Origin of the sequence: Paenibacillus sp. LjRoot56, assembly GCF_964253335.1 — a bacterium.
GTDB classification, from domain to species: domain Bacteria; phylum Bacillota; class Bacilli; order Paenibacillales; family NBRC-103111; genus Paenibacillus_E; species Paenibacillus_E allorhizoplanae.
This window is the reverse complement of record NZ_CAXURV020000002.1, coordinates 988,006-1,013,297: the sequence shown is the minus strand read 5'-3', so window position 1 is coordinate 1,013,297 and position 25,292 is coordinate 988,006. Positions and strand designations below refer to the sequence as shown.

The window sequence follows — 25,292 nt, the reverse complement described above, 5'->3', positions numbered from 1 at the left end:
CAGGTCGCTTTTCCGACTAATTACTATTCGCTACTTGTTTTCGATTTCCTGCAAATTTTTTAAAAGATTTGTCAAACCATGTAGAAAATTTTTACGATCTGTCTCTGTAAAGGGTTTTGGCCCTTTCGTATGCTTACCATTTCTTCGCATTTTGGCGGAGGCATGGCGGCGTTCCAACAGATAATCAATCGAACTATCGGTATATTCCTGCCCCCGATTCGTCAAACAAATCGAACCCTTCGCTAAACCTAACGCGGCGAGTCCAAAGTCTTGTGTTACCAGAATATCACCTGACCGAATCTGATTGGCAATATATAAATCGACAGATTGATCGGAACGATCTACTTGAACTACCTTCACACCTGGATTTTCCTTCATCTTATGATCGAATGAAGCAACTAGAACAACTTGTACGCCAAACTGCCTACCTGCCTGTTCGATTTCCGACTTTACAGGACAAGCATCGGCATCAACGATTATACTTCTTGCACTCAAGTGTCAGCCCCTGCCTTCAGAAGAAATCTCACCGTACTATTATATACGATGGACTTGCAAAAAATCCTGCAAGCCAGAACATAAAAGCTTACTAGATATGTTCAATGTGATCCATAATTAAACTGGCTGTTTCTTCAACAGCGCGATTTGATACATCAAAGATAACACACCCGATTTTACTCATAATTTTATCAGCAAAATCCAGTTCTATTTTAATACGTTCTACATTCGCATAGGTTGCATTTTCTGCAAGACCAAGTGTACGAAGTCGTTCTTGACGGATCACATTCAACTTATCAGGATCAATACGCAGCCCAATAATCTTATCCTTTGGTACGGTATAAATGGCTGCAGGCGGCTGCATTTCCGGTACTAATGGCACATTCGCCACTTTCAATCTTTTGTGCGCTAAATACATAGATAATGGTGTTTTGGACGTACGCGATACACCTAATAGAATGATATCGGCTTTCTGAATGCCGCTAAAATCACGACCATCATCATATTTAACCGCAAATTCAACGGCTTCAACCTTCTTGAAATAATCTTCATCCAATGGATGGATCATTCCAGGTTGTCTACGTGGTTCTTGCCGTAATGCTTTCCCTAGCGTCGTCACAACGGGTCCAAGCAAATCGATATAGGGAATATCATATTGTTTCGCTTTCGTTATCAAATCGTCACGCAGCTCGGGGATAACTAACGTAAATACAACGATTCCTCCATGCGTTCGAATCCCATTGATCACTTTATCGATACCCTCGAAATCGTGAATAAAAGGAGCACGTACGATTTCAACAGGCACTGGATGAAATTGCATAGCAGCTGCCCGAACGACAGATTCTCCTGTTTCACCCACAGAATCAGAAACAACATAAACACGAGTAGGTTGTGGATGTTCCATCTTCCTAACCCCTTTCAGCAGGGACAGACCCTACACTAGCATTTGTATGTAAAGAACATTAGAACAGAACGACAGCATGAGAAAAACCTCACCGATATGCGGACAGCACAAGGGCGAGGTGTTTTCCACCACATCATATCAAAGGGAGAAACACATGTCAATTGAATCCATCGTCACTTAAATATTGTATTTCTCCATTTGTTCAATGAAACCTCTTGATTTCCACTGTACACCAATATGAACGTCCATGTAGGCACGCATGCATTGCTTAAGCTGCTCTTTCGTCTCAGCTTTCACTTGCACAGAACCCAGTCTGCGCATATCCATTCTTGGAAAAAGTCTAAGCAGTTTCTGCGCTCCTTCACCAATTGCAATCGCAGAAGGATCTTTAAACCGACACCGACTACATAATGTACCACCCATATTAGGACCGAAAGTCGTGATTCCTGTAGTTTCACCACAGGCGACACAGGCATCCGTTATTGGTAAATAGCCAGCTAAATCAAACATTTTCATTTCATATAAATGGGTGACAATTTGCATATCCTTATTTTCTTCAATTGCCATTAAACCAGCCTTGAGCTGTTCAAATATGTAGTTATTTCCCTCTTCATCACCCAGCATGCGATCCGTCATCTCAGCTAAATACGAAGCATAGGCTGATTTATGTAAGTCTTCTCTCAGCGCATGATGTGCCTCAATAATTTCTGCCCCGTTAAGAGATCCCATCTGACCTCGTTGTTTGAAAAAAACAAAATCGCCGTACGTAAACAGCTGCGTAACGGCGCCATGTTTGCTTTTCAGTTTCTTCGCACCGCGAGCCATGACTCCCACTTTCCCCAGCTCGGGGGTGAATAAACGAATAATTTTGTTGCCTTCTCCGTAGTCCATACTACGAATGACAATTCCTTCAACGCTATGCAGCAAATAGCTTCCCCCATGAATGCCGCTCTCTGAATACATGAATTCTTACTGTCACATATTCAGACCATCAAGCGGCTCTTCGTTACTTTGATCCTCTTCTTGCACTTCTGAATCCATGCCAGGTTCTCCCGTTACTTGTTTGTACAGCAGATAGGCGTCCACATCACCGGTCTTTGAAAAATACGTCCACGAAAAATCTTTCATGTTCAGCATCCTCCCCATCGAACGTGATGTTCATAGGATGTGCATTGGGCGCCTCAGTATGCGATGTAAAAACTGGTACTCTTAGGAAAAAAAATTACTCGTGGCGGAAACCAAGATCACGAAGGACTCTGTCTTGATTTCTCCAGTCTTTCTTGACTTTCACCCATAATTCTAAGAATGTTTTGGAGCCTAGAAGTGTTTCAATATCTCGACGGGCTTGTCGCCCAATTTCCTTCAGCAACGCACCTTGTTTACCGATAACGATTCCTTTTTGCGACTCACGTTCCACGAAAATGACCGCGGAGATATGAACGATCCCATTCGGTTCGACACGCATATCTTCAATCTGTACGGCAATAGAGTGTGGAATTTCTTCCCGTGTCATATGCAAAATTTTCTCGCGTACAAGCTCCGCACATACGAATTGCTCCGGGTGATCTGTAATTTGGTCCGCAGGATAGTATTGAGGGCCTTCCGGCAAGTAGCGAATAATTTGCTCTAGAAGCGTCGTTACATTGTTCCCTTTCAACGCAGACACAGGTACGATTTCAGCAAAATTATACAGGTCTTTGTAATTCGTAATAATGGCAAGCAGAGCCTCAGGCTGAACGAGGTCGATTTTATTTAAGACCAAAATTACTGGCGTTTCAATATGCTTTAACTGCTCGATAATATAACGGTCTCCACCACCTATACCATCTGCAACGTCTACCAAAAATAATACAGCATCTACTTCACCAAGTGTCCCATGAGCAACTTTACTCATGTAATCACCTAACTTAGACGTAGGTTTATGGATACCTGGTGTGTCTAGAAATACAATTTGCCCATTATCCGATGTATATACACCATGGATCTTATTCCTAGTTGTTTGAGGCTTATCTGACATGATCGCAATCTTTTGTCCGATAATTTGGTTCATTAGTGTTGATTTCCCGACATTTGGGCGTCCGATAATCGCAACAAACCCTGATTTAAATTCTTTTTTGGCCACTTCTACTTATCCTCCATTTATGTGCAAATCTTTCGTTGTAAAAGCGCCTGGCAATAAAGCAGCCACCGTCGTTTGAACGAAAGCTCCTTTGAGATTACTCAAATAAACAGGCATTTCCGGTTCGCACAATTCAATTAATACTTGTCGACATACGCCACATGGCGAAATCGGCCCTTCCGTATCTCCAGTTACCGCGATTGCTTGAAAGGATCCCCTCGGATGCCCATCTGCAATAGCACGGAATAACGCAGTTCTCTCGGCACAATTCGTCGGTCCATAGGCTGCATTTTCGACATTACACCCTAAGTGCACGTGTCCATTCGCATCCAATAATGCGGCACCGACCTGAAAGTTAGAATAAGGCGTATAGGCTCGCTTCATCGCTTCTTTAGCGAATTCAATGAGTTCTTGCGGATTCATAGCCATCCACCCTTTTATTTAGTAATAGTTAAGTTATAGCATGTTTAAGCAGGAAAAAGCGAGGATCGTCACTACAATACCAATCATTGCTCCCAAAAAGAGTGCTGGGAAGGGCCTTGTTTTCTTATCATACAAGACAATAAGGATAATAATAGACAGCGTATACCCAAGTAACGCGGCGATCGTTTCGGTGACTAATACCAATATGACAGTAGCAATCGCAAAGGCGATAGCTGTTAACAAACTTGGTCTAACTAGTTTCCCTTTGTCCGAGAACCTAGTCTCAATTACGATAACTGTTAGCATGACTAAAGCTATCAAGATCCATATCGAACCCGCTGACATCGGTGTTTCTTCGAGTCTGGCGTGCCTTAACAATCGATCGACAGGCTCATAGAAGACAACTAAACCGACAACGATTGCAAACATAGCAGACACCAATACGGACGCCGCGGCGACGTCCTTCGCAATTTTGGCTAGCGGATGGCGGTCTGGCATAGCTAGATCCACCGTTTTCTCGACAGCCGTATTAATTAATTCTGTGACAATCATAAGTGTGACGGCCAACAAAATAAACAAAATATCGGTTTTGGATAAATGAATGAAAAGAGCTGCTAATAACACAAGAAACGCAACGGAAAAATGAAATTTCATATTTCGCTGCGTATCTAGTGCATATTTGATTCCTTCATAGGCATACCGAAAGCTTCTGCGCCATTTACGGAAGCCGCCTGACATTAGCGTGTCAAGCCTGCCTTCTGCAAAATGTCCTCCTGTTTAGCGAACATCACTTTCTCTTCTTCTTCACTCTGGTGATCATATCCAATCAGATGCAAGAAGCCATGGACAAATAAGAATCCAAGCTCACGTTCAACGGAATGACCATACTCTTCCGCTTGCGCAATCGCACGTGGTACGGAAATAATAATATCGCCAAGCGGCTCGATGAACGCCTCTGATACGGTTTCACCTTCTTCTAGCTCTCCCTCAGAATCGTCACCATCATCTTCATAGTTAATTTGAATCTCGTCATCCCCAAATTCACTCATTGCAAAGGATAGGACATCTGTAGGCTTGTCTAAATTGCGGTATTGCTTGTTCAAATCTTGGATCGTCTCATCATCAACGAACGTGAGGGCAACCTCACCTTCTGATACGCCTTCAATCTCACCTGCAAGCTTGAGAAGCTCCTCGAGCTTTTCAATGAACGCAGGCGAGATTTCTTTCTCTTCTTGTTCACTGCTCCATGCTAATGTCAAATCTACACTTGCCATAGGGATAAGCCCTCCTTCTTATGCTCCTGGCTTCTTAGCCGTTAATTCACTTGGATATTCAATGCGAGAATGGAAGATGCCTAACAAAGTTTCATTCAATGTTTTAGCAATCTTATCAAGCTCCTTCAATGTGAGGTCACATTCGTTGAATTGACCATCGTCCAAGCGTGATTTAATAATTTTGGTTACCATGGAATCGATTTGTTCGAGGGTTGGGTTACGTAGTGAACGTACCGCTGCCTCCACACTATCTGCAATTCCGACAATAGCCGCTTCCTTCGATTGTGCTTTAGGCCCAGGATAACGAAAATCTTCTTCACGTATCCCTTTCTCACTATTCTCTTCTTCAGCTTGCTTCTTCGCTTTATGATAGAAAAAGTGCAATAGTGTTGTTCCATGATGCTGTTCAGCGATATCGCGGATCGGTTTAGGCATTTTATAATCCTTCAGCATATCAACACCATCGCGCGGATGCGCAATAATAATGGACTTGCTAAGATTCGGATCTATTCGATCATGCGGATTCTCGATATTCGTTTGATTTTCAATAAAGTAGCTAGGCCGCTTGGTTTTGCCAATATCATGATAGTACGAACCTACCCGGCACAAAAGACCATCTGCACCAATGGATTCAGCAGCAGCTTCGGACAGGTTGCCAACCATCACGCTGTGATGATACGTCCCTGGTGTTTCCGTTAGCAGCTTGCGTAGCAGTGGATGATTAGGATTTGAAAGCTCTACCAGCTTAAGCGGAGACAGAATTCCGAAAGAAGCTTCAAAAAACGGAAGCAATCCGATGACGAAAACGACTGTTACAAGTCCTCCAGCTGTAGCGAAAGACAAGGACATTAGTGCTTCTCTTTGTTGAAAGTGATCTTCCATCAACAGCATCGCCGTGATCGTTAGCATGGAGAAAAAGGCGATCATTAAGCCCGCTTTCAAAATTGTCGCACGCTGACTTGCACGTTGAATCGTAAAGACACCGCTAAAACAAATAACTAGGCTAACTAAGCCAAACCGAAAATCGAATAACGCATCATGCTCTGTATTAAAAATAATACTTGCAATGATTGAGAACAAAACAGATGAAATAAAAGCAAGCGGTGCATCCAGTAATATAGCGATCAATATGCTGCCGAGTGCTGTTGGAGCCAAATACCCAATAAATGGATAATCAAAATTCTGGAGCAGTGAAATGATTTTCATACCAGCAATATTCATCACGAAGATGAGAACAAGCATAACCAGTTGCAAATTATTGTATTTGACCTGCAAGTTACTCTGTCTAACAAATATAAAGATCACAAATGACAAGAGTGCACAAAGGATGCCAAGACCGAGCTGAGGCAAATGATTCGCTTTATCCTTTAGCAGCTTCAGCTTTTCCAACCGCGTGTATATTTCTTCCGTAATGACATCTCCGGCTTTAACCAGGACATCATTCTTATTAATATAAACGGTCTTCATGTTGCCCCTAGCTTGTCCTTTCGCATCATCGGTACCCTTTTGATCAAAAAATTTATTCGGGGTAATCAACGCTCTAGCGATCTCCGTTACCATTTCACGGGATGTATTCTTTGCTAGCGTGGACGTATTCACAACCTCTGCTACCTTAGCCCGTGCTGTCTGTGCATCAAGAATTTGGTCATTCATCAATTTCATAACAATCTCTCTGGTTACAGGACGCATGTCAGCAAGGTCTTCCTTGGTCAACCGCGGCAGTTTAAAATAAACTTCCTCCGGAAGCGGATATTTCTGATCCGATAGTCCAAGTTGAATTTGTTCTAATAACAAATCATTATATTGCCCACTATTTCGCAATGTTTTGATGCTATCATTCGTCAAATCACTAATAAGCTGTGGGATGACACGGCGGTAAATGCTGACCTTATCATCAAACTTCACTTCTTCATCGGCATTGATCTGAGATAATTTATCAAAAATAGCATCACTAATGACTTCATTCTTGAGATTAACGATCCGATAAACAGGTTGAACGCGCTTCGCAGCATCCTCTTTGGCTTGCTCCGTAGCGACAGCGTTCTCAATCTGCTCTGGCGCGTAAATCGTCTTCTCACTCTTCATACCTAAGGTAATATCGAATACTTGTGGAACGAGCTTAGCATAGAGGGTGGCATAGAATATCAATCCCAATATGAGAAACAAGAGTACTCTTAAGCCAGTATTGTATTTCCATCCGCTCAGCCGGTAATGAAATTTGCCCTTCATCTGCACTTCATTTTTCATTACGGAGGTCATTCCTCTCTATCTATCCAACCTACATCACTACTTATTCATTTCAGCGTTATAGGCAACAATTATTTTCTGAACAAGTGAATGTCGTACAACATCACCTTCATCAAAATAAATAAACCCCAGTTCTTCAATACCACTAAGAATACGGGACGCTTCAACCAAACCAGAGGATTTCCCTCTAGGTAAGTCAATCTGTGTCACATCGCCTGTAATGACCATTTTGGAACCGAAACCAAGTCTCGTTAGGAACATTTTCATTTGCTCTGGCGTCGTGTTCTGTGCTTCATCCAGAATGATGAAGGAATCATCCAACGTACGCCCTCTCATATAAGCTAAAGGGGCGATTTCGATGAGTCCACGCTCTAGTGACTTCGCAACTTGCTCAGGCCCAAGGACGTCATTAAGAGCATCATACAATGGGCGTAAATAAGGGTCAACTTTTTCCTGTAAGTCCCCTGGCAGAAACCCTAAACTTTCCCCTGCTTCGACGGCTGGACGTGTGAGAACAATACGTTTGACAGCCCCTTCTTTCAATCGCGTCACGGCAAGAACTACTGCTAAATAGGTCTTACCTGTTCCTGCTGGACCTATCCCAAAGACAATATCCTTCTTCTTGATCGTGTCCACATACTTCTTCTGCCCAATCGTTTTGACACGAATCGGCTTTCCTTTATGTGTGGATGTAATTTCACCTTTGAACAGATCCAATAATTGCTCTGCTTTCATTTGCTTCGCTAACTCAACAGCATATAGAACATCACGCTCAGTTACCGTGTAATTATTGCGAATCAGCTGCAGCAGAACTTCAAAAAGCTGCTGAAGTGAGTTCACTTCCGCAGCTCTGCCCTGTATTGTTATTTCGGCTTCGCGCGTAAAGATTTGAGCTTCAATTTCTCGTTCGATGACATGTAAGAATTTATCCTGCGGACCAAACAAAGCTAGTCCTTCGTTTGGATTTTTCAATGTAATTTTTACAGATTGCGCATTTTCTATCAACAGGGCCTCATTCTCCTTGTGTCACAATTGGTTGTTCTTCAGCAATATTCTCTTCGACCTCGAAATGAACGTCTATATAAATTTTACCATTCTCTGTTTTTTCATGCAAAATTTTTTCTCCAACGATCCTCGCATCCTCGCCTGCAGCGGCCAATAATTTAGCTCTAGCTTGCTCGATACCCACCTTTTTCGCGTTCGCCGCTTCCACAGGCTCCTCAACGACATGTACCTCCATTATTTTCTCATGTAGCCAACCTAGTGGGATTGAAAATGAGCGCCAAGCTAGTGTTTTGCGATCAGGTATCGTTTCAAATTGTTCGAATGCCGTCTTCCCATAGCCTGTAAGCTGCAACGCTCTTGAACCTACTACAAGATAACTTCGATGTTCTGTTTCCCCTGTGAAGACCTTATATTGTTTCGTAAGCGGAGCTTCAATTCGGGAGGTATACCAGACCACTCCTCTTATCTTACCATCTGCGACCACGATTTGACTATTTTGCTCGTCGCCAATCGTACCCGAGATCAAAACAGCCCCTTTGCGGACATAGGTATTCGGTTTAACCATCGGCTTTCCCTTTACCGATTGTATTTCCGTTACGAGCGCACTTTTGGAAGCCACAATGTTTCGCGGATTTTTCAATGGACCTTTTCCTGGGATGGTCGCCTCAACAACCTTAATTGTGATGTGCGTTCCTCGAATTTCGACACCAACCCACGCTGCACTAGGCAATTGCTGCTGAATAGCCCGTGAGAGATCCTCGGTCTTGTCCAACTTAAATTTCCACTGAAACTTATGTATGCCTTGCTTGGATGCGGCCTGCAAAATGTCAGACGATGCAATACGGTCATTGCCGTCCACACTCACTTGCCACACCAAAGACGTGAGCACATAGAGACTAATAATGAAAGCAGCAATGCCGCCAAATAATACTTTTCTCCGTCCAATTTTATCCATAAAAAATGGCAGCCCAAACCGCTCTACCACATGCATTCTGCAGCCTGTCCGTTTCAAAAGCGGCCGAAGTCGGAAGAAATCTTTGATAAGGATGTACAGCTCCAGCTTCCCATCTTTGCCAGTTTGAATATCCCAAATGGAGAAGCCCCCCTCCACCATGGGACGAATCAACCTTTCGCAGTCCTTGCCTCTAATTTGTATGCGTACATAGCCACGCAAACGGGCAATGAATAGGGATTGTTTCATGACTCAGCCTCCAGTTCTCATTCGCACTACCACTACATTAAGGCATATATTTCACATGATCGATGATGCCTTCAATGAATACCTCTTCTGAAAGAATCGCTCTTATGACCAATTGTTGGCCGCATACTTCCAGCGTTCCTTTCGCTAACTCCAGCTTCAGAATTTCACTGGAAAAATGCAGTACGCCCCGGTGGTTCTCAACATAAAGCTGTACGTTGCCGATCATCGTGATTCGCGGCAAATCCTGTACAACATCTTGGGGAAGATCAAGGATCTTGGCCGTGAACTGGTTCCATTTGCGGGTCAAGCGACGCATAGCTGGGCAGTACCCCCTCTAACTAGAAGATCGAGAATGCAGAAAAGGCGCATAGACTTTCTACCAAATTATGCGACAGTAGCCGCTTTTATGAAAAAGAGGCATAAAAAAAACGTCTCCTCGCATTAGCAAGAGGACGTTCATGAAATGGTCGTCATCGACGGTATGGCTTTTTGGCACGTGGCGGGCCTAATATCTCTGCCCAAACAACGCCTTGAAGAACTTGATCCCGATTCGGTTGATCTGGAAATTGACTTGCAGTTGAGATCTCATCAGCATAAATAGGTGAAGTTACTGTTGTTCCACTTTTCACAACTGGCGTGAAAGGTGAGGGCTTCTGCTTCTGAGCAGTTGCGCTTGATTTACCAAGCCCAGACTGATTAAATTCGTCTCGTGTGCGCTCTGGACGACTAGCTTGAGCCAAATGACCTGATTGTACTTTCTTCGCTTCTGCAGGCCTTCTAGCGTCGCCTGGGCCGTTACCAAAGGTCGGCATGCCCTTCCTTTGCGCACTCTGCTCAGCTCGCTTGCGTCTGCTTTGTATTTGATAGAAGAAGGTTAACGCTATAATGACCAAATACCAGTTCTTAAATAAAAATGCGATAAGCTGTTCCATTTGATCACCTCACAAACCTTATTCTTTTTCATTTTTCCCATCGTTTACTTTACCTAAAGAGGAACGCATTTGCGTATCGGATTCAATATTTTTGAGATTCATGTAATCCATAACGCCTAATTGACCATTTCGCAGAGCTTCAGCCATGGCAAGAGGTACTTGTGACTCTGACTCAACAACCTTAGCACGCATTTCAACAACTCGTGCTTTCATTTCCTGTTCTGCTGCAACGGCCATTGCGCGGCGTTCCTCTGCTTTCGCCTGAGCAATACGTTTGTCTGCCTCCGCTTGCTCTGTTTGCAAATGAGCACCAATATTTTTACCAACATCCACATCCGCAATATCAATAGACAGAATTTCAAAAGCTGTCCCCGCATCCAAACCTTTACCTAAAACAGTACGTGAGATCATGTCTGGATTTTCTAGGACATCCTTATGAGATTCACTGGAACCTACGGTTGTCACGATCCCCTCTCCGACACGGGCAATAATTGTCTCTTCGCCGGCTCCACCTACGAGTCGATCAATGTTCGCACGAACCGTAACTCTCGCAATAACCTTTACTTCAATACCGTTCTTCGCGACGGCTGAAACATTCGGCGTTTCAATAACACGCGGATTTACACTCATCTGAACAGCTAACAACACATCACGACCCGCCAAATCAATGGCCGCCGCGCGCTCAAACTCCAAATGAATTTTGGCACGATGTGCAGCAATTAATGCGTTCACAACTCGGTCAACATTACCTCCAGCTAGGTAGTGACTTTCCAATTGATTGACACTAAGATCAATCCCGGCTTTCGTTGCTTTAATCATTGGGTTCACAATTCGACTTGGGGTAACCCGGCGCAGTCTCATCGCAATCAAGGTAATAATGCTGATTCTTACACCGGAAGCCAGCGCAGAAATCCATAGCATAACGGGTACAACACTTAGTAAAATCGATAACACGATGATAATGATGGCCGCAAGCAGCACTAAGTATAAGCCTGGTTCAATCGTCATTTGTTTGTATCCTCCTAATGATTAGGTTGGTCATCCGCGGCTTTCACCACAACACGAACCCCTTCAACTTCCACAACGATAATTGCTTTATTTACGGAAATAAAACTACCATGCGTGACAACATCAACTCGTTCTCCTTGAATCAACGCCGTACCTGCTGGTCGCAATGGCGTTATGGCTTCCCCCGTCAAACCAACTAAATTAGATCGATCTGGGCTAGATGTAAAACCCTTGCTCGTGGTTAGCTGCTCCTTGAGAATGAAACGGTTCCAAACGCCGCGATGTTTAAACGTTCTAATTGCTGCAATGATAACCACAATAGCCACTAGTAAAGCAATAATTAACATGAACGCTGCTTCCTTAGGATCTGAAGAAGCCATCAGCACACCGCCGAATAGGCAAATCGCCCCTAGAACACTTAGAATACCGAAACTTGGCACAACCAATTCTAAAATCAAGAGAACCAAACCAAGTCCCAAGACGGCTAAGTCTCCAAAACTCGCAAAGCCAGCTAAGTAAAAACCTAAGAAATATAAACCAAAGCCAGCAACCCCCGCCAAAGCCAACAATCCACTACTGAAAAAAAGCAGCTCCAGCGCTATTCCAATAATCCCAACCATCAATAATACAGTACCTGTCACAGGGTGAGTCAGAAACGCGGATAGATTATCGAGAAACATCGTCGTTCACTCCTTCCCTTCAAACTTCCTACTCAATAGGTATGTACGTATTAACTTATGAACTGTTTCGGAAATTAGTAGAAATTTTGAAAAAGCTTCTGATTATGTAGAAAAAAGACCAAATGGAATAATCCACTTGGTCTTCACGAAACATATTTGGTATTAACCTAATAATTGTTGAACTAACTGATTGATAAGTTTACCATCAGCGCGTCCTTTAACCTGAGGCATCAATGCCGTCATCACTTTGCCCATATCCGCTTTGGAAGAAGCACCAATTTGCTGGATGGTCTGCTGTACAATGGCTTTCACTTCTTCCTCAGAAAGCTGTTGCGGCATGTACTCAGCTAGAATAACAAGTTCCGCCTTCAGGTTGTCGGCTAGATCGTCACGACCTGCCTTGCTAAATTCTTGGAGGGAATCCTTACGCTGTTTGATCTCACGAGTTAGAACATCAAGCACTTCATTGTCGTCTAAGGGTCTTTTCAGATCAATCTCAGAATTCTTAATCGTAGAACGTACCATTCGAATTACAGAGAGCTTAAACTTGTCCTGACTCTTCATCGCTTGTTTCATATCTTCGTTCAATCGATCGCTTAAGCTCATGTTGCCTCCTAGAACTTTCTTTTACGAGCAGCCTCAGATTTAAGCTTACGCTTAACGCTAGGCTTGTCATAATGCTTACGTTTCTTAACTTCTGCAAGAACGCCATCCTTAGCGATGGAACGCTTAAAGCGACGAAGTGCAGCATCTATAGTTTCGTTCTTACGAACTCGAGTTTCTGACAACAGTTTTCCCTCCCTCCGAACAGACCATCTAAGACAAAACGGTTCATCAAATCTCATTATAGGTGATAGTAATTAGGGTGTCAATCGCAAAACTGATCTTTCCTACTAGAAAGATTAGTTATGGACCCCAAGCGGTGCCAATCTAGCACCGGCCATCAAATGATAATGCAAATGGTGAACGATTTGACCAGCGTTTGCTCCAATGTTCGTGATCACACGGTACCCGGATTCTTCTACCTCTAGCTCTCTAGCAATTTGCGCAGCCACACGCTGCATTTGCCCCACGACTGCCCAATCTTCCGGCTGTCCTGCCGATAGTGAAGCAAAGTGTTTCTTCGGAATAATAAGGACGTGAATCGGTGCTGCAGGCTGAATATCATGAAAAGCTAGAATCTGATCATCTTCATAGACTTTCTTAGAGGGAAGCTCCCCCGCAATGATTTTACAAAAGATACAATCACTCATTGATCCATTCGTCCTCCCGACATTGTTATCCTACTTACTTATAAGTTTATCGGAAAGCTCTCAAAAAATCCAATCCAAATCTTATCGAAATTAGCGATGAGGTTGACTTTTGAGGGATTGGTGGATCTTCTTCCATTTTGCTTTCTCAGCTGCTTGAAGTCCTTTGTCCTCTTTGCGAGCCAAATAAGCCAGTTCCTTCTGTAATTTCACATAATTCTGAAAACGCTCCGCGGACAAAGCTCCCGAGTCTAACGCGGATTTCACCGCACATTTCGGTTCATTCTCATGCTTACAATCTTGAAAGAAGCATTGCTCAGCGAATTCCTCAATATCCTGGAAGGATGTACTCAACCCATCGGAAGCGCTCCAAAGCTGCAGTTCTCTCATTCCTGGTGTATCGATCAAAATACCGCCATCCGGCAGTAAAATCAGCTCACGATGCGTTGTCGTATGCTTCCCTTTGTCATCCCCAGATCGAATGTCTCCCGTGTTCAAAATATCTCTGCCATAAATTCGATTCACTAAGGTTGATTTCCCTACCCCTGATGAGCCTAGCAGCGCAACCGTCTGTCCGCGAGTCATATAGCCAGCAAGTTCATCTAAGCCGCGATTTTCGGCAGAGCTAATGATATGAATGGGTACGCCAATGGCAATAGCCGCCACTTCCGCTGCCAACTCATCTGGTTTCTCGCACAGATCAGATTTGCTTAATACGATGACGGGATTAGCGCCGCTTTCCCAGGCGAGGACTAAGTAGCGCTCAATTCGACGAACATTAAAATCTTGGTTCAAAGCGTTTACCAGAAAAACGGTATCTACATTGGTCGCAACAATTTGCTCTTCTGTGACTTGTCCAGCCACTTTACGGGAAAACTTACTTCGACGAGGAAGCACGGCATGGATCACAGCACGCTGCTCTCCTTCACGGATTGATATCACGACCCAATCCCCTACTGCTGGGTAATCCTCGCGGCGTAGAGCTTGGTGACGCATTTTGCCAGAAACTTCAGCCAACACTTCGCCAACTTCTGTCTGAACGCGATACATATGTTTATGTTCTAAGGAGACGCGGCCTGCGACAAATCCTTCTTCATTAAGATAGGGTTCAAATGCTTTTTCGAAACTTACATGCCATCCTAAATCTGCTTTATTCAAGTGGTTATTTCATCCTCTCAAGATGTTCTAAGGTGAAGTATATACCGAACTGAAGAGCTTCACACGGGAAAGAATGAGTTAGATTATTTAATCCGCGGATCCTTTTGGACGCCGGTCAATTCACTTGTAGACTACAAGTCTATTTTTGCATATAATAAGTGTAAATGGATCGTTTGAATGGAGTGAGCGGATGAGTCAATTCATGAGAGCCTCGACCCGCAAAAAGCGTGATGTAATGATGGAAGTTGCCCTAACGATGTTCATGGAGAAAGGCTACGAGAACGTATCTGTCGATGATATTATCGCAGCAACGAGCACCTCCAAAGGAACCTTTTATCATTATTTCAAAAGTAAAGATGCCATTATTTCAGCATTATACAGTAAACAAACGCAACTGATTCAGGATTGGGTGAAACAGCCTCCCTCGAAGGTACAATCGCTAGAAGGTCATATTAATCGTCTATTTTTAGACTTATCGTCGAATATTCAAATGTCACCACGACTAATTCGTAGTTTGCAGGCACTTTCTTTACAAAATGACACGGTAAAATCAGAAGAACTTCAGCAATTGAAAGTCCTGACTCAAAGCTTAATGCACTGGCTCCCGGAGCCTAAAAAGATTGAACTGCTTGTATGCATGTATACCGGAACGATTCTCACTTGGTGCAATCAAGATGATGCCGACCTGCTCTCCATGATGAAAAACAACTTAGCCTGGCTTTGGGTAGGACTTCGTTCTGAAGAACCTTACGCATCGTTGCAGGTAGAACCCGTCCCCAAGGAGGAAAAGCGAATGAAAGTAGCCATTATCGGCGGAGGTTTAGCTGGTTTAACAGCAGCCGCGTATTTATCAGAAAATCCACACGTAGAAGGTATTCTATTTGAACGCAGTCCACAGCTGGGAGGGCGAGCATTTACGTATGAAAAAGCAGGTTTCACGCTCAACTACGGTGCGCATGCCATCTACGGCATTGATCGTCATACACTGACTACGATGGAACGTGAACTTGGTCTTTCCTTCTCCTCTAAACAAGTAGATAAACGGAAAGTCGTCTATGCGAAGCATAATCAACTTACAACCGCGCCGCTGGATGCCATTAATTTACTCAAAACTGATTTGCTAAGCACGATTCAAAAAGTTCGCTTTGTAGGGGAAATCGCGGCCATTATTGCTAATATCCACAATATCAAGAACTACGCTACCTTAGCCGACTATCTTGCCGAATCTAACGCAGATGAAGATGTTAAAGAGCTATGGGAGCATTTGGTTTGCTCCAACTTCTTCATTACGCCTGAGGATGCTCGCAACGTGTCCGGCGCTGTAATCAGCGAGTATTATCACAACTTGTTCTTGTCTAGTAAGCCTGTTAATTATGTCTTGGGCAGCTGGGCTGTTATCACAAATCAGCTCAAACAAAAGTTGACCACTTCTGGCAAGTGGGAAATCGCCTTACAGGAAGGTGTCGACGGACTTCGTTATGAAGATCGTAAATTTGTATTAAAAACGAAAACACGTGAAATGGCGTTTGATAAAGTGATCTTCGCAATGCCGGTACAACAAGTAGTAAAACTACTTAAAGGTTCGGCATGGGAACCATTCTTAGCACCCTATGAATCCAACACAGCAACCGAAGTTATGGTTTATGACATTGGATTAAGCCGCGTCGTCGCTAGACCATTTAGTTACATTAGCGACATGGATAATAAACTATTCATCAGCGATGTTTCTGCAACAGACCATACACTAGTCCCAGAGGGTGGACAATTGCTGCAAGGTATCGCTTACCTAAGTGATAAATTCGATAACGACGAGGAACGCAAGGCCTATTTGGACAATAAAACCTCGCAAATGGAAGCCCTATTCGACATGCATTACCCAGGCTGGCGCGATGTCACTGCGGTTAAGCGTGTATCCAAGAAAGCGATGGTTTCCAGTGTGAAAAATATTGCAACCAACCGACTTTTGCCAACTCGCGTGGAAAATATTCCGTTCTACTTCTGTGGAGACGGCTGCACAGGGAAAGGCGAGCTTGCTGAACGCGCATTCTCGAGTGCACGCAGCGCGGCTTTATCCATCGTACAGGAAGTGGAGCAGGCTTTGCAGAACGTATAATTTTGCATAAATGAAACTATATACAAAAAGCTGCTCAAGATCTGACTTGTCGTCAGAAATTGAAGCAGCTTTTTATTTACCAATTATTTGCTGGTAATGGACACCGTTCTAGTTGCCCCATCCCAGTTGACGATCCCGCCAAAAGTTTCACCTACGAATCTAGCAGGCGCAAGTGTGTAGCCATTGACTAGTCTGGCTGGTTCTTCCAATTCAATCGGCTTGCCATTCACATAGACCGTTTTTTGGTCAAGTGTCAGCTTTACGGTAGTGTTCCCTTTGGTTGCCGTGACGGATCGGGTAGCCGCTTCATAATCAACTTTAGCTCCCATTGCTTCGAAAATGGCTCGAAGTGGCGTAAATGTCGATCCATTTACAATGGCAGGGGCTTGTTCAAACTGCTGTACATTACCATTGATATTCACTGAAACTTGTGATGAAATTCCAAACGTGCGGAACGCCACTTGTTGACCGGATTTATTCAAGACACGTAGCTGTAGAACAGAGCCTTCTGGCACCTCGCCAGCTTTAAGATCAAGTCCGTAAGGTAAACTCGTTTGAGAAGCAATAACCCGACCATTCAGGAGATACTCCACTTTACCAATGTACACTTCAGGTACTTTGATAAAAGGAATGATTCTCGTCTGCTTCGTAAATGCTTGGTGATCAGCATCGATCGGCACATAACCTACACGGTCAGCTGGTTTAGCTGCGTCTTTCACTTCAGAAAGCAGATAAGGATTCGCGATCAACTGGCTGTAATAGGATTGAATATCAGAGGAAGTCGATAACGAGTAGTCATTCTTCGCATTATTCATTTGCTGATCCACATTAAAATACGTAATAGCTTTCAATCTTGGATACTTGTAAGGCATAATTTCATACAAACGCTGTAGATTCAACTTCGCCCATTCCGTGTAATCTTCACCAGCCGAATGTGAGTAATGTGGAACACCAGTCTCACTCAGCATCAAAGGTTTACGCTCCGCATAGGTGTTGTACAATCTTGTAAGTCTTTCAACGTTGCTTGTCGCAAGCATTGAGGGTAGTGATGGATCTCCATTTTCGTAAGGCTCGATGTACAAACTGACACCAACCCAGTCCACATACGCGTCTCCTGGATAGTAAGGATCGATATCGTTAGCCGGTACATCTCCCGGACTCCACACCATAGCCACGTTAGGCGCGTCCGTCGCAAAAACATCATGAAGCATTCTAAACTTCGCGATATACTGCGCAGGATTCCCATGCCATTTCACCCATGCACCGTTCATTTCTCCTGCAAATCGTAGAAAAATTGGAATTCCAGCGGCTTTCGCTTCTTTCGCCCAGCTCCGTAAATAAGCTCCGTCTGTAACAGGATCTAGTCCATTGTCTGGCTCCCAAGCGATTTGCAAGGCACCGCCAGCATCTTTGGCACGTTTCGCATAAGAGGCTGGAAAACCTTGACCCCAATGAGCATAGGCTAAGTAAATTGCATGCTTTTTGCCATAAACGGATTGCATTTTGGTAAATGTATTACCAACTTTAGGATCTTGCTCGGAGTACACACCTAAATATGCTCCATATTCGGGTTCAAACTTAGCCAAGCGCGAGCTGACGGATTCGGAACGCTCCTGCACGATGCTCTCGATATTTTCTTCCCGATACAATTCAACGGTTGTCCGAATTTGATCCGCACGCTGTAATTTGACAGCGCCCCAATCCTTGCCTGCATTGACCCAATACTGATTTTCCTGCTCATAATAACGAATCGCTTGATCATAATCACCGATATCGTCAAAATACTTGTCTAATTTGCCACTGAAAAGGGCCGCGTTCTCCCAGTCCCCCGCGCTGGCATAATGGTCAGCCAGATATACCCAATGGGGTACCGCAGCTTTGGAGTTTCCAGACGCTTGCAACGACTCTGCTTGTGTCCAATGATCCCATACAACATCCGCACGTGTTGGTGCAGGAGATCCCGCGATACCCGCTGCAAGAATACTAACAGCCAGTGATAGAATTCCTATTCGTTTATTCATTTTCAAGAGATACATACTCCCTTTCAAGGTGTTCTAACATATTCACTTGTACTTGATACGTTATCAGAGGGGAAAAGTAGCATATTCCTCAAAAAAATTACAAAATCCCCTACCTTTCAGATAAAGTTGGCTCGAATTTCATGATTTCAACACGAGGGTTCGATCCCTTTTGCAATTTACCATTGTTAAAATATAGAAAAAGCTAGTGCGAAAGGGTTTGCATCGTATGAAATATAAAGGGGCAGTTCTCCTGTTGGCAGTTTGTATAAGTTCATTATTTGTTGGTTGTGAAGCCACACCTAACCCCTTGTCCATTGGAATGAAGTCCATCCCTATTGAATCAAGATCATCTGAATCTGCACAGAAAGTAAACATCGAACACGTTTTGGAACCCTTACCAACGGCAAAACCGACAGGATCCATTGAAGAAATTAGCCAAACACCTCCCTCTATTCTCGGTACGATCGAAACTGACAGTTCTCCAAGTGTCGTATATGTACAACCAACACCAATCAAACAAGATAGACCAGAACCCTTGCATATTCTTTATGCCGGCGATGCGATGTTCGATTGGTCAGTCAAAGAAGCGATTAACCGATATGGCCCTGATTATCCCTTCTTACATATTCAATCCGAGATCGAACAAGCTGATTTCTCTTTCGTCAATCTTGAAACGGCAGTAACCCTAGAGAATGAAAAGGATACCAATCAGATCTATAATTTTAAATCGAATCCCGAATCCCTTAGTGGTTTGAAAAATGCTGGTTTTGATATGGTATCCGTTGCCAATAATCATTCCATGGATTTCTTGCAGAAGGGGTTTCTCGACACACTTACCCATCTAGATACCGCTGGCCTGCTTTATGTGGGAGGTGGTCTGAATGCACAAGAGGCGTACCGAGCAAAGAGCGTTAATGTGAAAGGAAAAACAGTGAAATTTCTCGCCTTCTCTCGGTTCATCCCAACCGGAGATTGGTTTGCAGGTAAGAACAAGCCTGGTATTGCTCAAGCCTATGATCGAAAGCCAGTGCTTGATGCGATCGCTCGGGAACGCGAGAGTGCCGATTACGTTCTCGTCTATTTGCATTGGTGAGTGGAGATGAATAATCGCCCTGAGGCATGGCAGCGCGAATTCGCTAAACAAATGATAGATGCAGGTGCAGATGCCATCATCGGGAGTCATGTGCATGTATTACAAGGTTTTGAATATTACAAAGGCAAGCCCATTGCCTATTCGATCGGTAATTTCCTATTCCCTGACTATGTCACTGGTCCCAAAGCGGACACAGGTCTGCTCCATTTGAAGCTCGATGAAGAGCAAATCGAGATGTCGTTTCAACCTTTTTACATTGAAAAAAATCAAATCGTCCCCAAAGGTTCCGTGTACGAAGAAAAGCAATTGGCTTATTTGAAATCCATCTCTTATGGGGTGGCACTCGAGGGGCAGACGATTCGACCAGAAATCGGGATCGCCAGTAAATGATTGAGTCGTGGAACTATGTAAATGGAACTGCCGCTGGCTTTCACCTAGAATATGAGAACCCATCGGAATTCCACTTCTTCCTATTTATTTCATTTATGAGATTTTACCAAAATAGCTCTTGTACGCTTCCGTTGTTGCGCCGTCAAAGGCTGTACATAAGAGGCATCGCCATGAGGTGCAGCTCCTTTTATTTTACCTGCCGTATATGTGCCACCTGCAGCTGGAATAGCCGTACGCACCCCATAAGATGCCATAACAACACCGATCGGATTACTAATTGAACGAGAGCCATCCGCTGGACCGGCGAAATTAAGCGCTACCGCATAGCGATCGCTGGAACGAAGCCATACAGAGCCTGAATCACCTGGAAGTGATACGGGACCCGAAGTTCCTACAATGACAGTCTGATTGCGAAACAACAGCGTACCTAAGCTGCCTCCATAAGTAACACGCACATCCACATTATTAGACTCCACAGTTCCTCTTACAGCACCTGAAGTACGACCCGATTTAAACACTTGAAGTCCAACAGGATAGCTTAGAAGATGGCCTGGAACTGTAATTAAGTCACCCGATGCACTGCGTAAATATCTTGGATTTAATAGACTGTTTGAGGTTGGAAGGGCAATAGACGAATCCTGAAAATTAACTTCACCAGGACGTAATGGCACAAATTGATACGCTCTCCCTACACGATCAGACCCCGATGTTCCGCCATCTGCCGGACCAGGTTGGACCGTTTCGGAGAATGTAGAAGAATTATTTCTGATCAGTACATGGTTGTTACTTAGGATGTAAAGTTGATTATTTTTGATTACGATTAAGCCAGCAGTCCCTGTCGAGGAGGGATTCGTCTTACCAATGCTCACCCCGCCAGGGACTGGACGATTTCTACTTTGGAAAGTAGTTGCCCTGTACACTTTGGGTTTAGGAGTCTTTAACACATGTGCTTTGAAAGAATCCGCAGAGAGAAAACGCACAGGAACAGACGAACCTAGTTTAGAAGCAACGCTTTTCAAATTATTTAATCCTGATGGCATGATTTTTTGATTGGTGTACACAATGACACTCGCACCCGCGGTTGGTTTTTTGGGATCTGCGTATCCGACGCCGACGCCCATAACCTCTGCCCTTTTTAATAATACAGGCGAGAGACGATTCTTATGTTTCAGTGCTTCATGAAATGTTGCCATTCACATTCCCCTTTTCGTCATGTTGGTGCAGTGTATGCCAACTTGTACGATTCGGCATGATGCCTTTACCTAAGGAGCAGGCAGGAAACAAAAAAAGGCTATTGACCGATAGTGGGTCATTAGCCTTCATTCAGGTGATAGAAAATGAGGAGCGCAGCGTAGTGAAAGCTGTGCTCCATCGACTATTCCGTGTTCAATAATAGACTTATTGAACAATCCAATTAAAGTTCTTCAAGAGAAATGCGACTCCCGCGGCCTGATGGTTCTGCGGGTTGAACAATTAATTTACGTACGAGTCGTGCACGGAGTTCGGGTACGTGAGAGATGACACCCACAGCTAATCGATCTGTATGCAGCTTCTCTAGCGCACCTATGACCATGTCTAGCAACTCTTGGTCCAATGTGCCGAAGCCTTCATCAAGGAAGAAAAACTCTAAAGGATATTCGCCTTTAAGCTGAATCTGAGCGGACAAGGCTAACGCTAATGCTAACGAGGTAAGGAAGGTTTCCCCACCAGAAAGCGTGCCAACTGGCCGCTTCACCCCACCATTCGCATCGTCACGAATAACGAAGCCACCGCCAGAGTCGACCTCAATCCCATATCGTCGACGCGTTAACTCACCCAGTCGCTCAGATGCCGCGCGGCTTACTTGCATTAACTGCTCTTCGGCAAGGTACTCGACGAAGGCATTCGCCTTGAGCACGGCTTGCAGCTTGCCAAGCCGTTCTAGCAGCGTCGCCTGCTGGGCGCGCTGCGCTTCGAGCTCGCACCAGCGCAAGTGCCGCGCAGCGAGCTCGCTGGCGCCCTGCGCCGCCTTAGCCCGCGCCTCCAGCGCGGCCTCGGCGCCGGCCTTCGCGTCGCTCAGCTGCTCCTGCGACTGCGCCCATTCGGCCGCGCTCAGCACGCGGCCCTGCAGCTTCGCTGCCAGCTGCGCCAGCTGGGCGCGCAGCGCCTGCTCGCGCTCGCGGTGCTCCGCCGCGAGCAGCGTCCACTGGCGGCGCTGCTCAGGCGCCAGCGCCGCTGCCTCTGCGGCTTCGCGCGATGCGAAGCCGCCTTTCTCGAGCGCGCTGGCCAGCGCGCTCTCGGTCTGCGCCAGCTGCCGCGCCGCGGCGGCAGCAGCTTCGGCGGCGGCGCTGTAGCGCTGCGCCGCCAGGGACTGCTCGCGCTGCGCAGCAGCGTGCGCGAGCTTGGTCTGCTGCGCGAGCTGCCGCAGCTGTGCAAGCGCGGAGGTCGCCTCCGCGATGAGCTGCGGCACCGCCGCGCCAGGCGCGCGCAGAGCGAGCTGCCGCGACTTGTCGGCGGCGAGCAGTTCGAGCCCTTGCAGCCGCTCATGGAGCTGCAGGGCCGTACGCTCACGCTCCTGCGCAGCAAGCTGTAGCTTCTCGATATTGACGAGCAGCTCCTCGAGGAAAGGGATGCTTTTCTCAATCCGACCACGCAGCTCATCCGCTATCCGCTCATGATCAAGGATCTGTTGGAGTTGTTCTTCAACAATTTCCCAGCTCAGCTCTGCGAATCGCTCTTGCCACTGGAGAACTTGATCTTGGATGGCAGCCGTCAGGCCACTTAATCTAGTTTCAGCTTCCACAACCAAGCTCGCAGCCGCTTGCGCTTGCGCTCCAAAGACTAGATCTTGTTGTGTCAATTGTACATGTTCTTTGAGCAAATTCTCATAAACCCTCTCAGACGCTTCCACTTGAGAAGCAACTGATTGAGAAGCTGAGTTCACACTATCCCATGCCTTATGCCAATCCTCCAAGCTCATGAGCATAAACGAGCTAGATGAACTTAGCTGAGCACCAAATTCTTGACCTGCGGCAGCTTCTTGAAGTGCAAGATTGTGTACAGCAAATTCATCTATTCGCTTACTTATCGTTTCATCAGGGAACTTCAATCCGGCGGCCTTCTTATGTTGATCCGTCATTCTACGAATGAGTTGCAACCCTTGATACTGGCTTTCTTTCGCTTGCTGCAAGAAGGGCTCAATCTGATACAGTAGGCTTTCAGAGACACTTGTCGTATCCGGATCCACTACCTTCCCGCTGCTCTTATGAAGCGCAGGGTGCTCTAGCGCGCCACACACAGGGCATGATTCACCTATTTCTAATTCTGCAGCCAACAGAGCAGCCAACGCATATCGCTCTTGATGCTTCAATTGCTTTCTTTGCTCCTCCAACCACCCTTGCAGGCCAGTTGAGAAAGCTGTAAATAAGCCTAGTTGTTTCTGCAATTGCCGTTCACACGAAGCACTAGTTTCAAACCAACTTATTAGCTGAGAAAACAGCACTTTCTGTTTGTCCAAAATCAAAGCTCTCGATTGCTCTACAGTGTTACATGCATTCACTTTGTCAACTTTGTTTCTTTGTGCTTCTTGCTCTTGAGCCTGAAGAAGAAGTATAGCCTTTTTCTCCTGCACAGCGTATTGCAGTTGTTGCCTCTTCGCAGCATCCGTCTCAACTAGTTTTAATTGAGCTTTCAGTTCTGTTTGTTTGGCAACTGCTTTTTGTTTCGTTTCATGCGCTTTAGACATATCTGCTTGCAAACTCAATAATACTGATTTAACCTCAGCTTCTTGTGTTTGAGCCATTTGAATTTGATACTGTACTTGTTCGAGCTCTTGCCCAATCACAAGCGCTTGTTCTAATTGATCCAAACGAAGCAATAATGGCCCTTCTTGTGCGACTAGATCCTGTTGTGCTCTGTCAAAAGCAAGCGATGCTTGCTGGAAATCAGTTTCCGAGCTAGCAAGGGATGACGTTGCCGTTTCAAGAAGTGCTTGACTTGATAACACATCTTTAGCAGCTAATTTATGTTGATCCAAGTAGGGAATAACCCGCTCCGCTTGTTCAGCCAGCTTTAGGATCTGTTCTTTTTCCGCAATAAGCCCTTCTTGTTCATGATGCTTTCGCTGCTCTTGTTCAAGACCTTCCGATTCCTTTAACCATTGATAGACTTGTTTGTTTTCTTCGTGCGCCTTCTCCTGCTGCTCCAAATGAAGTCGACTTCGAACCGCTTCTTGTTCCGTTTCAAGAAGTCTTCTATTCGCTTCCTCCAAAGCAGCTGTGGTCGCATCGCCCAAGCCCTGCTGTTCGGCAGCAAGTTGTTTAACGGCACTATCCGTTTCCTTTACTTTAGAGCTGACCTTTGCGCTTAATTGGTCACCATAGGTTTCAAGATGAAAAAGCCGCTGCAGCATTTGCCTGCGATCTTTGCCTGTCAAAGTCAGGAACTCTGCGAACTTCCCTTGCGGGAGTACGACTGCTCTTGTAAAATCCTGCATGGACAGACCGAGTATATTCTGGACCTGTTGATTGACTTCGCCTGCCTTATCCGCCAGCACAATCGTTTCGTTATCGCGTATATGTAAGAGACGTGAAATCGTTCCGTTGATGGACATTTCAGCTCCTCGTTTGAATTGCCTCTCTACTCGGTAGCGCGCTGTGCTCGATGCGTTAGTCAGCTCAAATGTAAAAGAAACGAACAGCGTTTGCTCCGCATGATTCATGATCGCTTGTGTGCCACCGCTTGCCCTTTCTACTTTGCCATAGAGGGATAGCGTTATCGCATCTAAGATCGATGATTTCCCGCTGCCTGTTGGTCCAAAAATACCAAACACACCCGCATCAACGAGTTGGCTAAAATCAATCGTTTGCAGCTCTCGATAGCTTTGCAAACCTGACATCTGTAACTGAATTGGACGCAATTAATTTCCTCCTTTCATACACATCGCAAAGTTATCCACAAGTATTAATTGGGGAAAACATTTGCTAGCAACTTCTCGCCAA

The 25,292-nt window shown here is 45.0% G+C and carries 24 protein-coding genes and 1 pseudogene; 3 read left to right on the top strand and 22 right to left on the bottom strand.

Going from position 1 to position 25,292, the window contains the following annotated elements; genetic code table 11:
- Nucleotides 1-30 precede the first annotated feature (30 nt).
- The 19 genes from ACSQ8O_RS16870 to rsgA all read right to left on the bottom strand — a co-directional run bounded on the left by ACSQ8O_RS16870 (nucleotide 31) and on the right by rsgA (nucleotide 14,696).
- Nucleotides 31-495: a YaiI/YqxD family protein gene (locus tag ACSQ8O_RS16870; protein WP_082593666.1), complete on the bottom strand. Its 465-nt coding sequence runs from the start codon at nucleotides 493-495 to the stop codon at nucleotides 31-33.
- Between the two features lie 91 nt (nucleotides 496-586).
- Nucleotides 587-1,399: a pyruvate, water dikinase regulatory protein gene (locus ACSQ8O_RS16865; protein ID WP_171635244.1), complete on the bottom strand. Its 813-nt coding sequence runs from the start codon at nucleotides 1,397-1,399 to the stop codon at nucleotides 587-589.
- 177 nt (nucleotides 1,400-1,576) lie between these two features.
- Nucleotides 1,577-2,326: a DNA repair protein RecO gene (recO, locus tag ACSQ8O_RS16860; RefSeq protein WP_056609722.1), complete on the bottom strand. Its 750-nt coding sequence runs from the start codon at nucleotides 2,324-2,326 to the stop codon at nucleotides 1,577-1,579.
- A gap of 48 nt (nucleotides 2,327-2,374) precedes the next feature.
- Nucleotides 2,375-2,527, bottom strand: a complete 153-nt coding sequence (locus tag ACSQ8O_RS16855) for a YqzL family protein (RefSeq protein ID WP_082593664.1) — start codon at nucleotides 2,525-2,527, stop codon at nucleotides 2,375-2,377.
- A gap of 94 nt (nucleotides 2,528-2,621) precedes the next feature.
- Nucleotides 2,622-3,521: a GTPase Era gene (gene era, locus ACSQ8O_RS16850; protein ID WP_056609724.1), complete on the bottom strand. Its 900-nt coding sequence runs from the start codon at nucleotides 3,519-3,521 to the stop codon at nucleotides 2,622-2,624.
- 6 nt (nucleotides 3,522-3,527) lie between these two features.
- Nucleotides 3,528-3,941 (bottom strand): cytidine deaminase, encoded by a 414-nt coding sequence (cdd, locus tag ACSQ8O_RS16845; RefSeq protein WP_436242628.1) that lies wholly within the window; start codon nucleotides 3,939-3,941, stop codon nucleotides 3,528-3,530.
- Between the two features lie 33 nt (nucleotides 3,942-3,974).
- Nucleotides 3,975-4,679: a diacylglycerol kinase gene (locus tag ACSQ8O_RS16840; protein ID WP_436242627.1), complete on the bottom strand. Its 705-nt coding sequence runs from the start codon at nucleotides 4,677-4,679 to the stop codon at nucleotides 3,975-3,977.
- Nucleotides 4,679-5,215, bottom strand: coding sequence for an rRNA maturation RNase YbeY (ybeY, locus tag ACSQ8O_RS16835; RefSeq protein ID WP_171635240.1), 537 nt, complete (start codon nucleotides 5,213-5,215; stop codon nucleotides 4,679-4,681). The genes ACSQ8O_RS16840 and ybeY overlap by 1 nt, the downstream gene beginning before the upstream one ends.
- A gap of 18 nt (nucleotides 5,216-5,233) precedes the next feature.
- A complete protein-coding gene (locus tag ACSQ8O_RS16830) occupies nucleotides 5,234-7,462 on the bottom strand; it encodes an HD family phosphohydrolase (RefSeq protein WP_436242626.1) in 2,229 nt (742 codons plus the stop codon).
- A 39-nt stretch (nucleotides 7,463-7,501) separates the two neighbouring features.
- Nucleotides 7,502-8,467, bottom strand: coding sequence for a PhoH family protein (locus ACSQ8O_RS16825; RefSeq protein WP_056609732.1), 966 nt, complete (start codon nucleotides 8,465-8,467; stop codon nucleotides 7,502-7,504).
- A gap of 7 nt (nucleotides 8,468-8,474) precedes the next feature.
- Nucleotides 8,475-9,668, bottom strand: coding sequence for a sporulation protein YqfD (gene yqfD, locus ACSQ8O_RS16820; protein ID WP_056609734.1), 1,194 nt, complete (start codon nucleotides 9,666-9,668; stop codon nucleotides 8,475-8,477).
- A 37-nt stretch (nucleotides 9,669-9,705) separates the two neighbouring features.
- On the bottom strand, nucleotides 9,706-9,984 hold the full coding sequence (yqfC, locus tag ACSQ8O_RS16815) for a sporulation protein YqfC (protein ID WP_056609736.1): 279 nt from the start codon (nucleotides 9,982-9,984) through the stop codon (nucleotides 9,706-9,708).
- Between the two features lie 154 nt (nucleotides 9,985-10,138).
- Nucleotides 10,139-10,600 (bottom strand): hypothetical protein, encoded by a 462-nt coding sequence (locus ACSQ8O_RS16810; RefSeq protein WP_436242625.1) that lies wholly within the window; start codon nucleotides 10,598-10,600, stop codon nucleotides 10,139-10,141.
- An 18-nt stretch (nucleotides 10,601-10,618) separates the two neighbouring features.
- Entirely contained in the window at nucleotides 10,619-11,608 is a 990-nt protein-coding gene (gene floA, locus ACSQ8O_RS16805; RefSeq protein ID WP_216626290.1) for a flotillin-like protein FloA, read from the bottom strand.
- A 14-nt stretch (nucleotides 11,609-11,622) separates the two neighbouring features.
- Nucleotides 11,623-12,288 carry an NfeD family protein gene (locus tag ACSQ8O_RS16800; RefSeq protein WP_436242624.1) on the bottom strand — a complete coding sequence of 222 codons (666 nt, stop codon included), beginning with the start codon at nucleotides 12,286-12,288 and terminating at the stop codon, nucleotides 11,623-11,625.
- Nucleotides 12,289-12,450: 162 nt separating this feature from the next.
- Entirely contained in the window at nucleotides 12,451-12,894 is a 444-nt protein-coding gene (locus ACSQ8O_RS16795; protein ID WP_171635233.1) for a GatB/YqeY domain-containing protein, read from the bottom strand.
- An 8-nt stretch (nucleotides 12,895-12,902) separates the two neighbouring features.
- Nucleotides 12,903-13,076: a 30S ribosomal protein S21 gene (gene rpsU / locus ACSQ8O_RS16790; RefSeq protein WP_028558020.1), complete on the bottom strand. Its 174-nt coding sequence runs from the start codon at nucleotides 13,074-13,076 to the stop codon at nucleotides 12,903-12,905.
- 114 nt (nucleotides 13,077-13,190) lie between these two features.
- The gene (locus ACSQ8O_RS16785; RefSeq protein WP_436242623.1) at nucleotides 13,191-13,541 is read right to left on the bottom strand and encodes a histidine triad nucleotide-binding protein; all 351 of its coding nucleotides are present in this window, start codon (nucleotides 13,539-13,541) and stop codon (nucleotides 13,191-13,193) included.
- 90 nt (nucleotides 13,542-13,631) lie between these two features.
- Entirely contained in the window at nucleotides 13,632-14,696 is a 1,065-nt protein-coding gene (gene rsgA, locus ACSQ8O_RS16780; RefSeq protein ID WP_436242622.1) for a ribosome small subunit-dependent GTPase A, read from the bottom strand.
- Nucleotides 14,697-14,886: 190 nt separating this feature from the next.
- Between rsgA and ACSQ8O_RS16775 the strand changes: the two genes are divergently transcribed.
- Nucleotides 14,887-16,809, top strand: a complete 1,923-nt coding sequence (locus ACSQ8O_RS16775; protein WP_056609749.1) for an FAD-dependent oxidoreductase — start codon at nucleotides 14,887-14,889, stop codon at nucleotides 16,807-16,809.
- A gap of 83 nt (nucleotides 16,810-16,892) precedes the next feature.
- Here ACSQ8O_RS16775 and ACSQ8O_RS16770 read toward each other — a convergent pair whose 3' ends face one another.
- Nucleotides 16,893-18,830 carry a stalk domain-containing protein gene (locus tag ACSQ8O_RS16770; protein ID WP_436242621.1) on the bottom strand — a complete coding sequence of 646 codons (1,938 nt, stop codon included), beginning with the start codon at nucleotides 18,828-18,830 and terminating at the stop codon, nucleotides 16,893-16,895.
- Nucleotides 18,831-19,056: 226 nt separating this feature from the next.
- On the opposite strand from ACSQ8O_RS16770, the pseudogene ACSQ8O_RS16765 reads away from it, so the two are divergent.
- Nucleotides 19,057-20,313: pseudogene (locus ACSQ8O_RS16765) on the top strand (CapA family protein).
- Nucleotides 20,314-20,402: 89 nt separating this feature from the next.
- Here ACSQ8O_RS16765 and ACSQ8O_RS16760 read toward each other — a convergent pair.
- Nucleotides 20,403-21,506 carry a hypothetical protein gene (locus ACSQ8O_RS16760; protein ID WP_436242620.1) on the bottom strand — a complete coding sequence of 368 codons (1,104 nt, stop codon included), beginning with the start codon at nucleotides 21,504-21,506 and terminating at the stop codon, nucleotides 20,403-20,405.
- Nucleotides 21,507-21,562: 56 nt separating this feature from the next.
- Between ACSQ8O_RS16760 and ACSQ8O_RS16755 the strand changes: the two genes are divergently transcribed.
- Nucleotides 21,563-21,706 (top strand): hypothetical protein, encoded by a 144-nt coding sequence (locus ACSQ8O_RS16755; protein WP_436242619.1) that lies wholly within the window; start codon nucleotides 21,563-21,565, stop codon nucleotides 21,704-21,706.
- Nucleotides 21,707-21,727: 21 nt separating this feature from the next.
- Here the strand turns inward: ACSQ8O_RS16755 and ACSQ8O_RS16750 are convergent, their stop codons facing one another.
- On the bottom strand, nucleotides 21,728-25,210 hold the full coding sequence (locus tag ACSQ8O_RS16750; RefSeq protein WP_436242618.1) for an AAA family ATPase: 3,483 nt from the start codon (nucleotides 25,208-25,210) through the stop codon (nucleotides 21,728-21,730).
- Nucleotides 25,211-25,292: the final 82 nt, after the last annotated feature.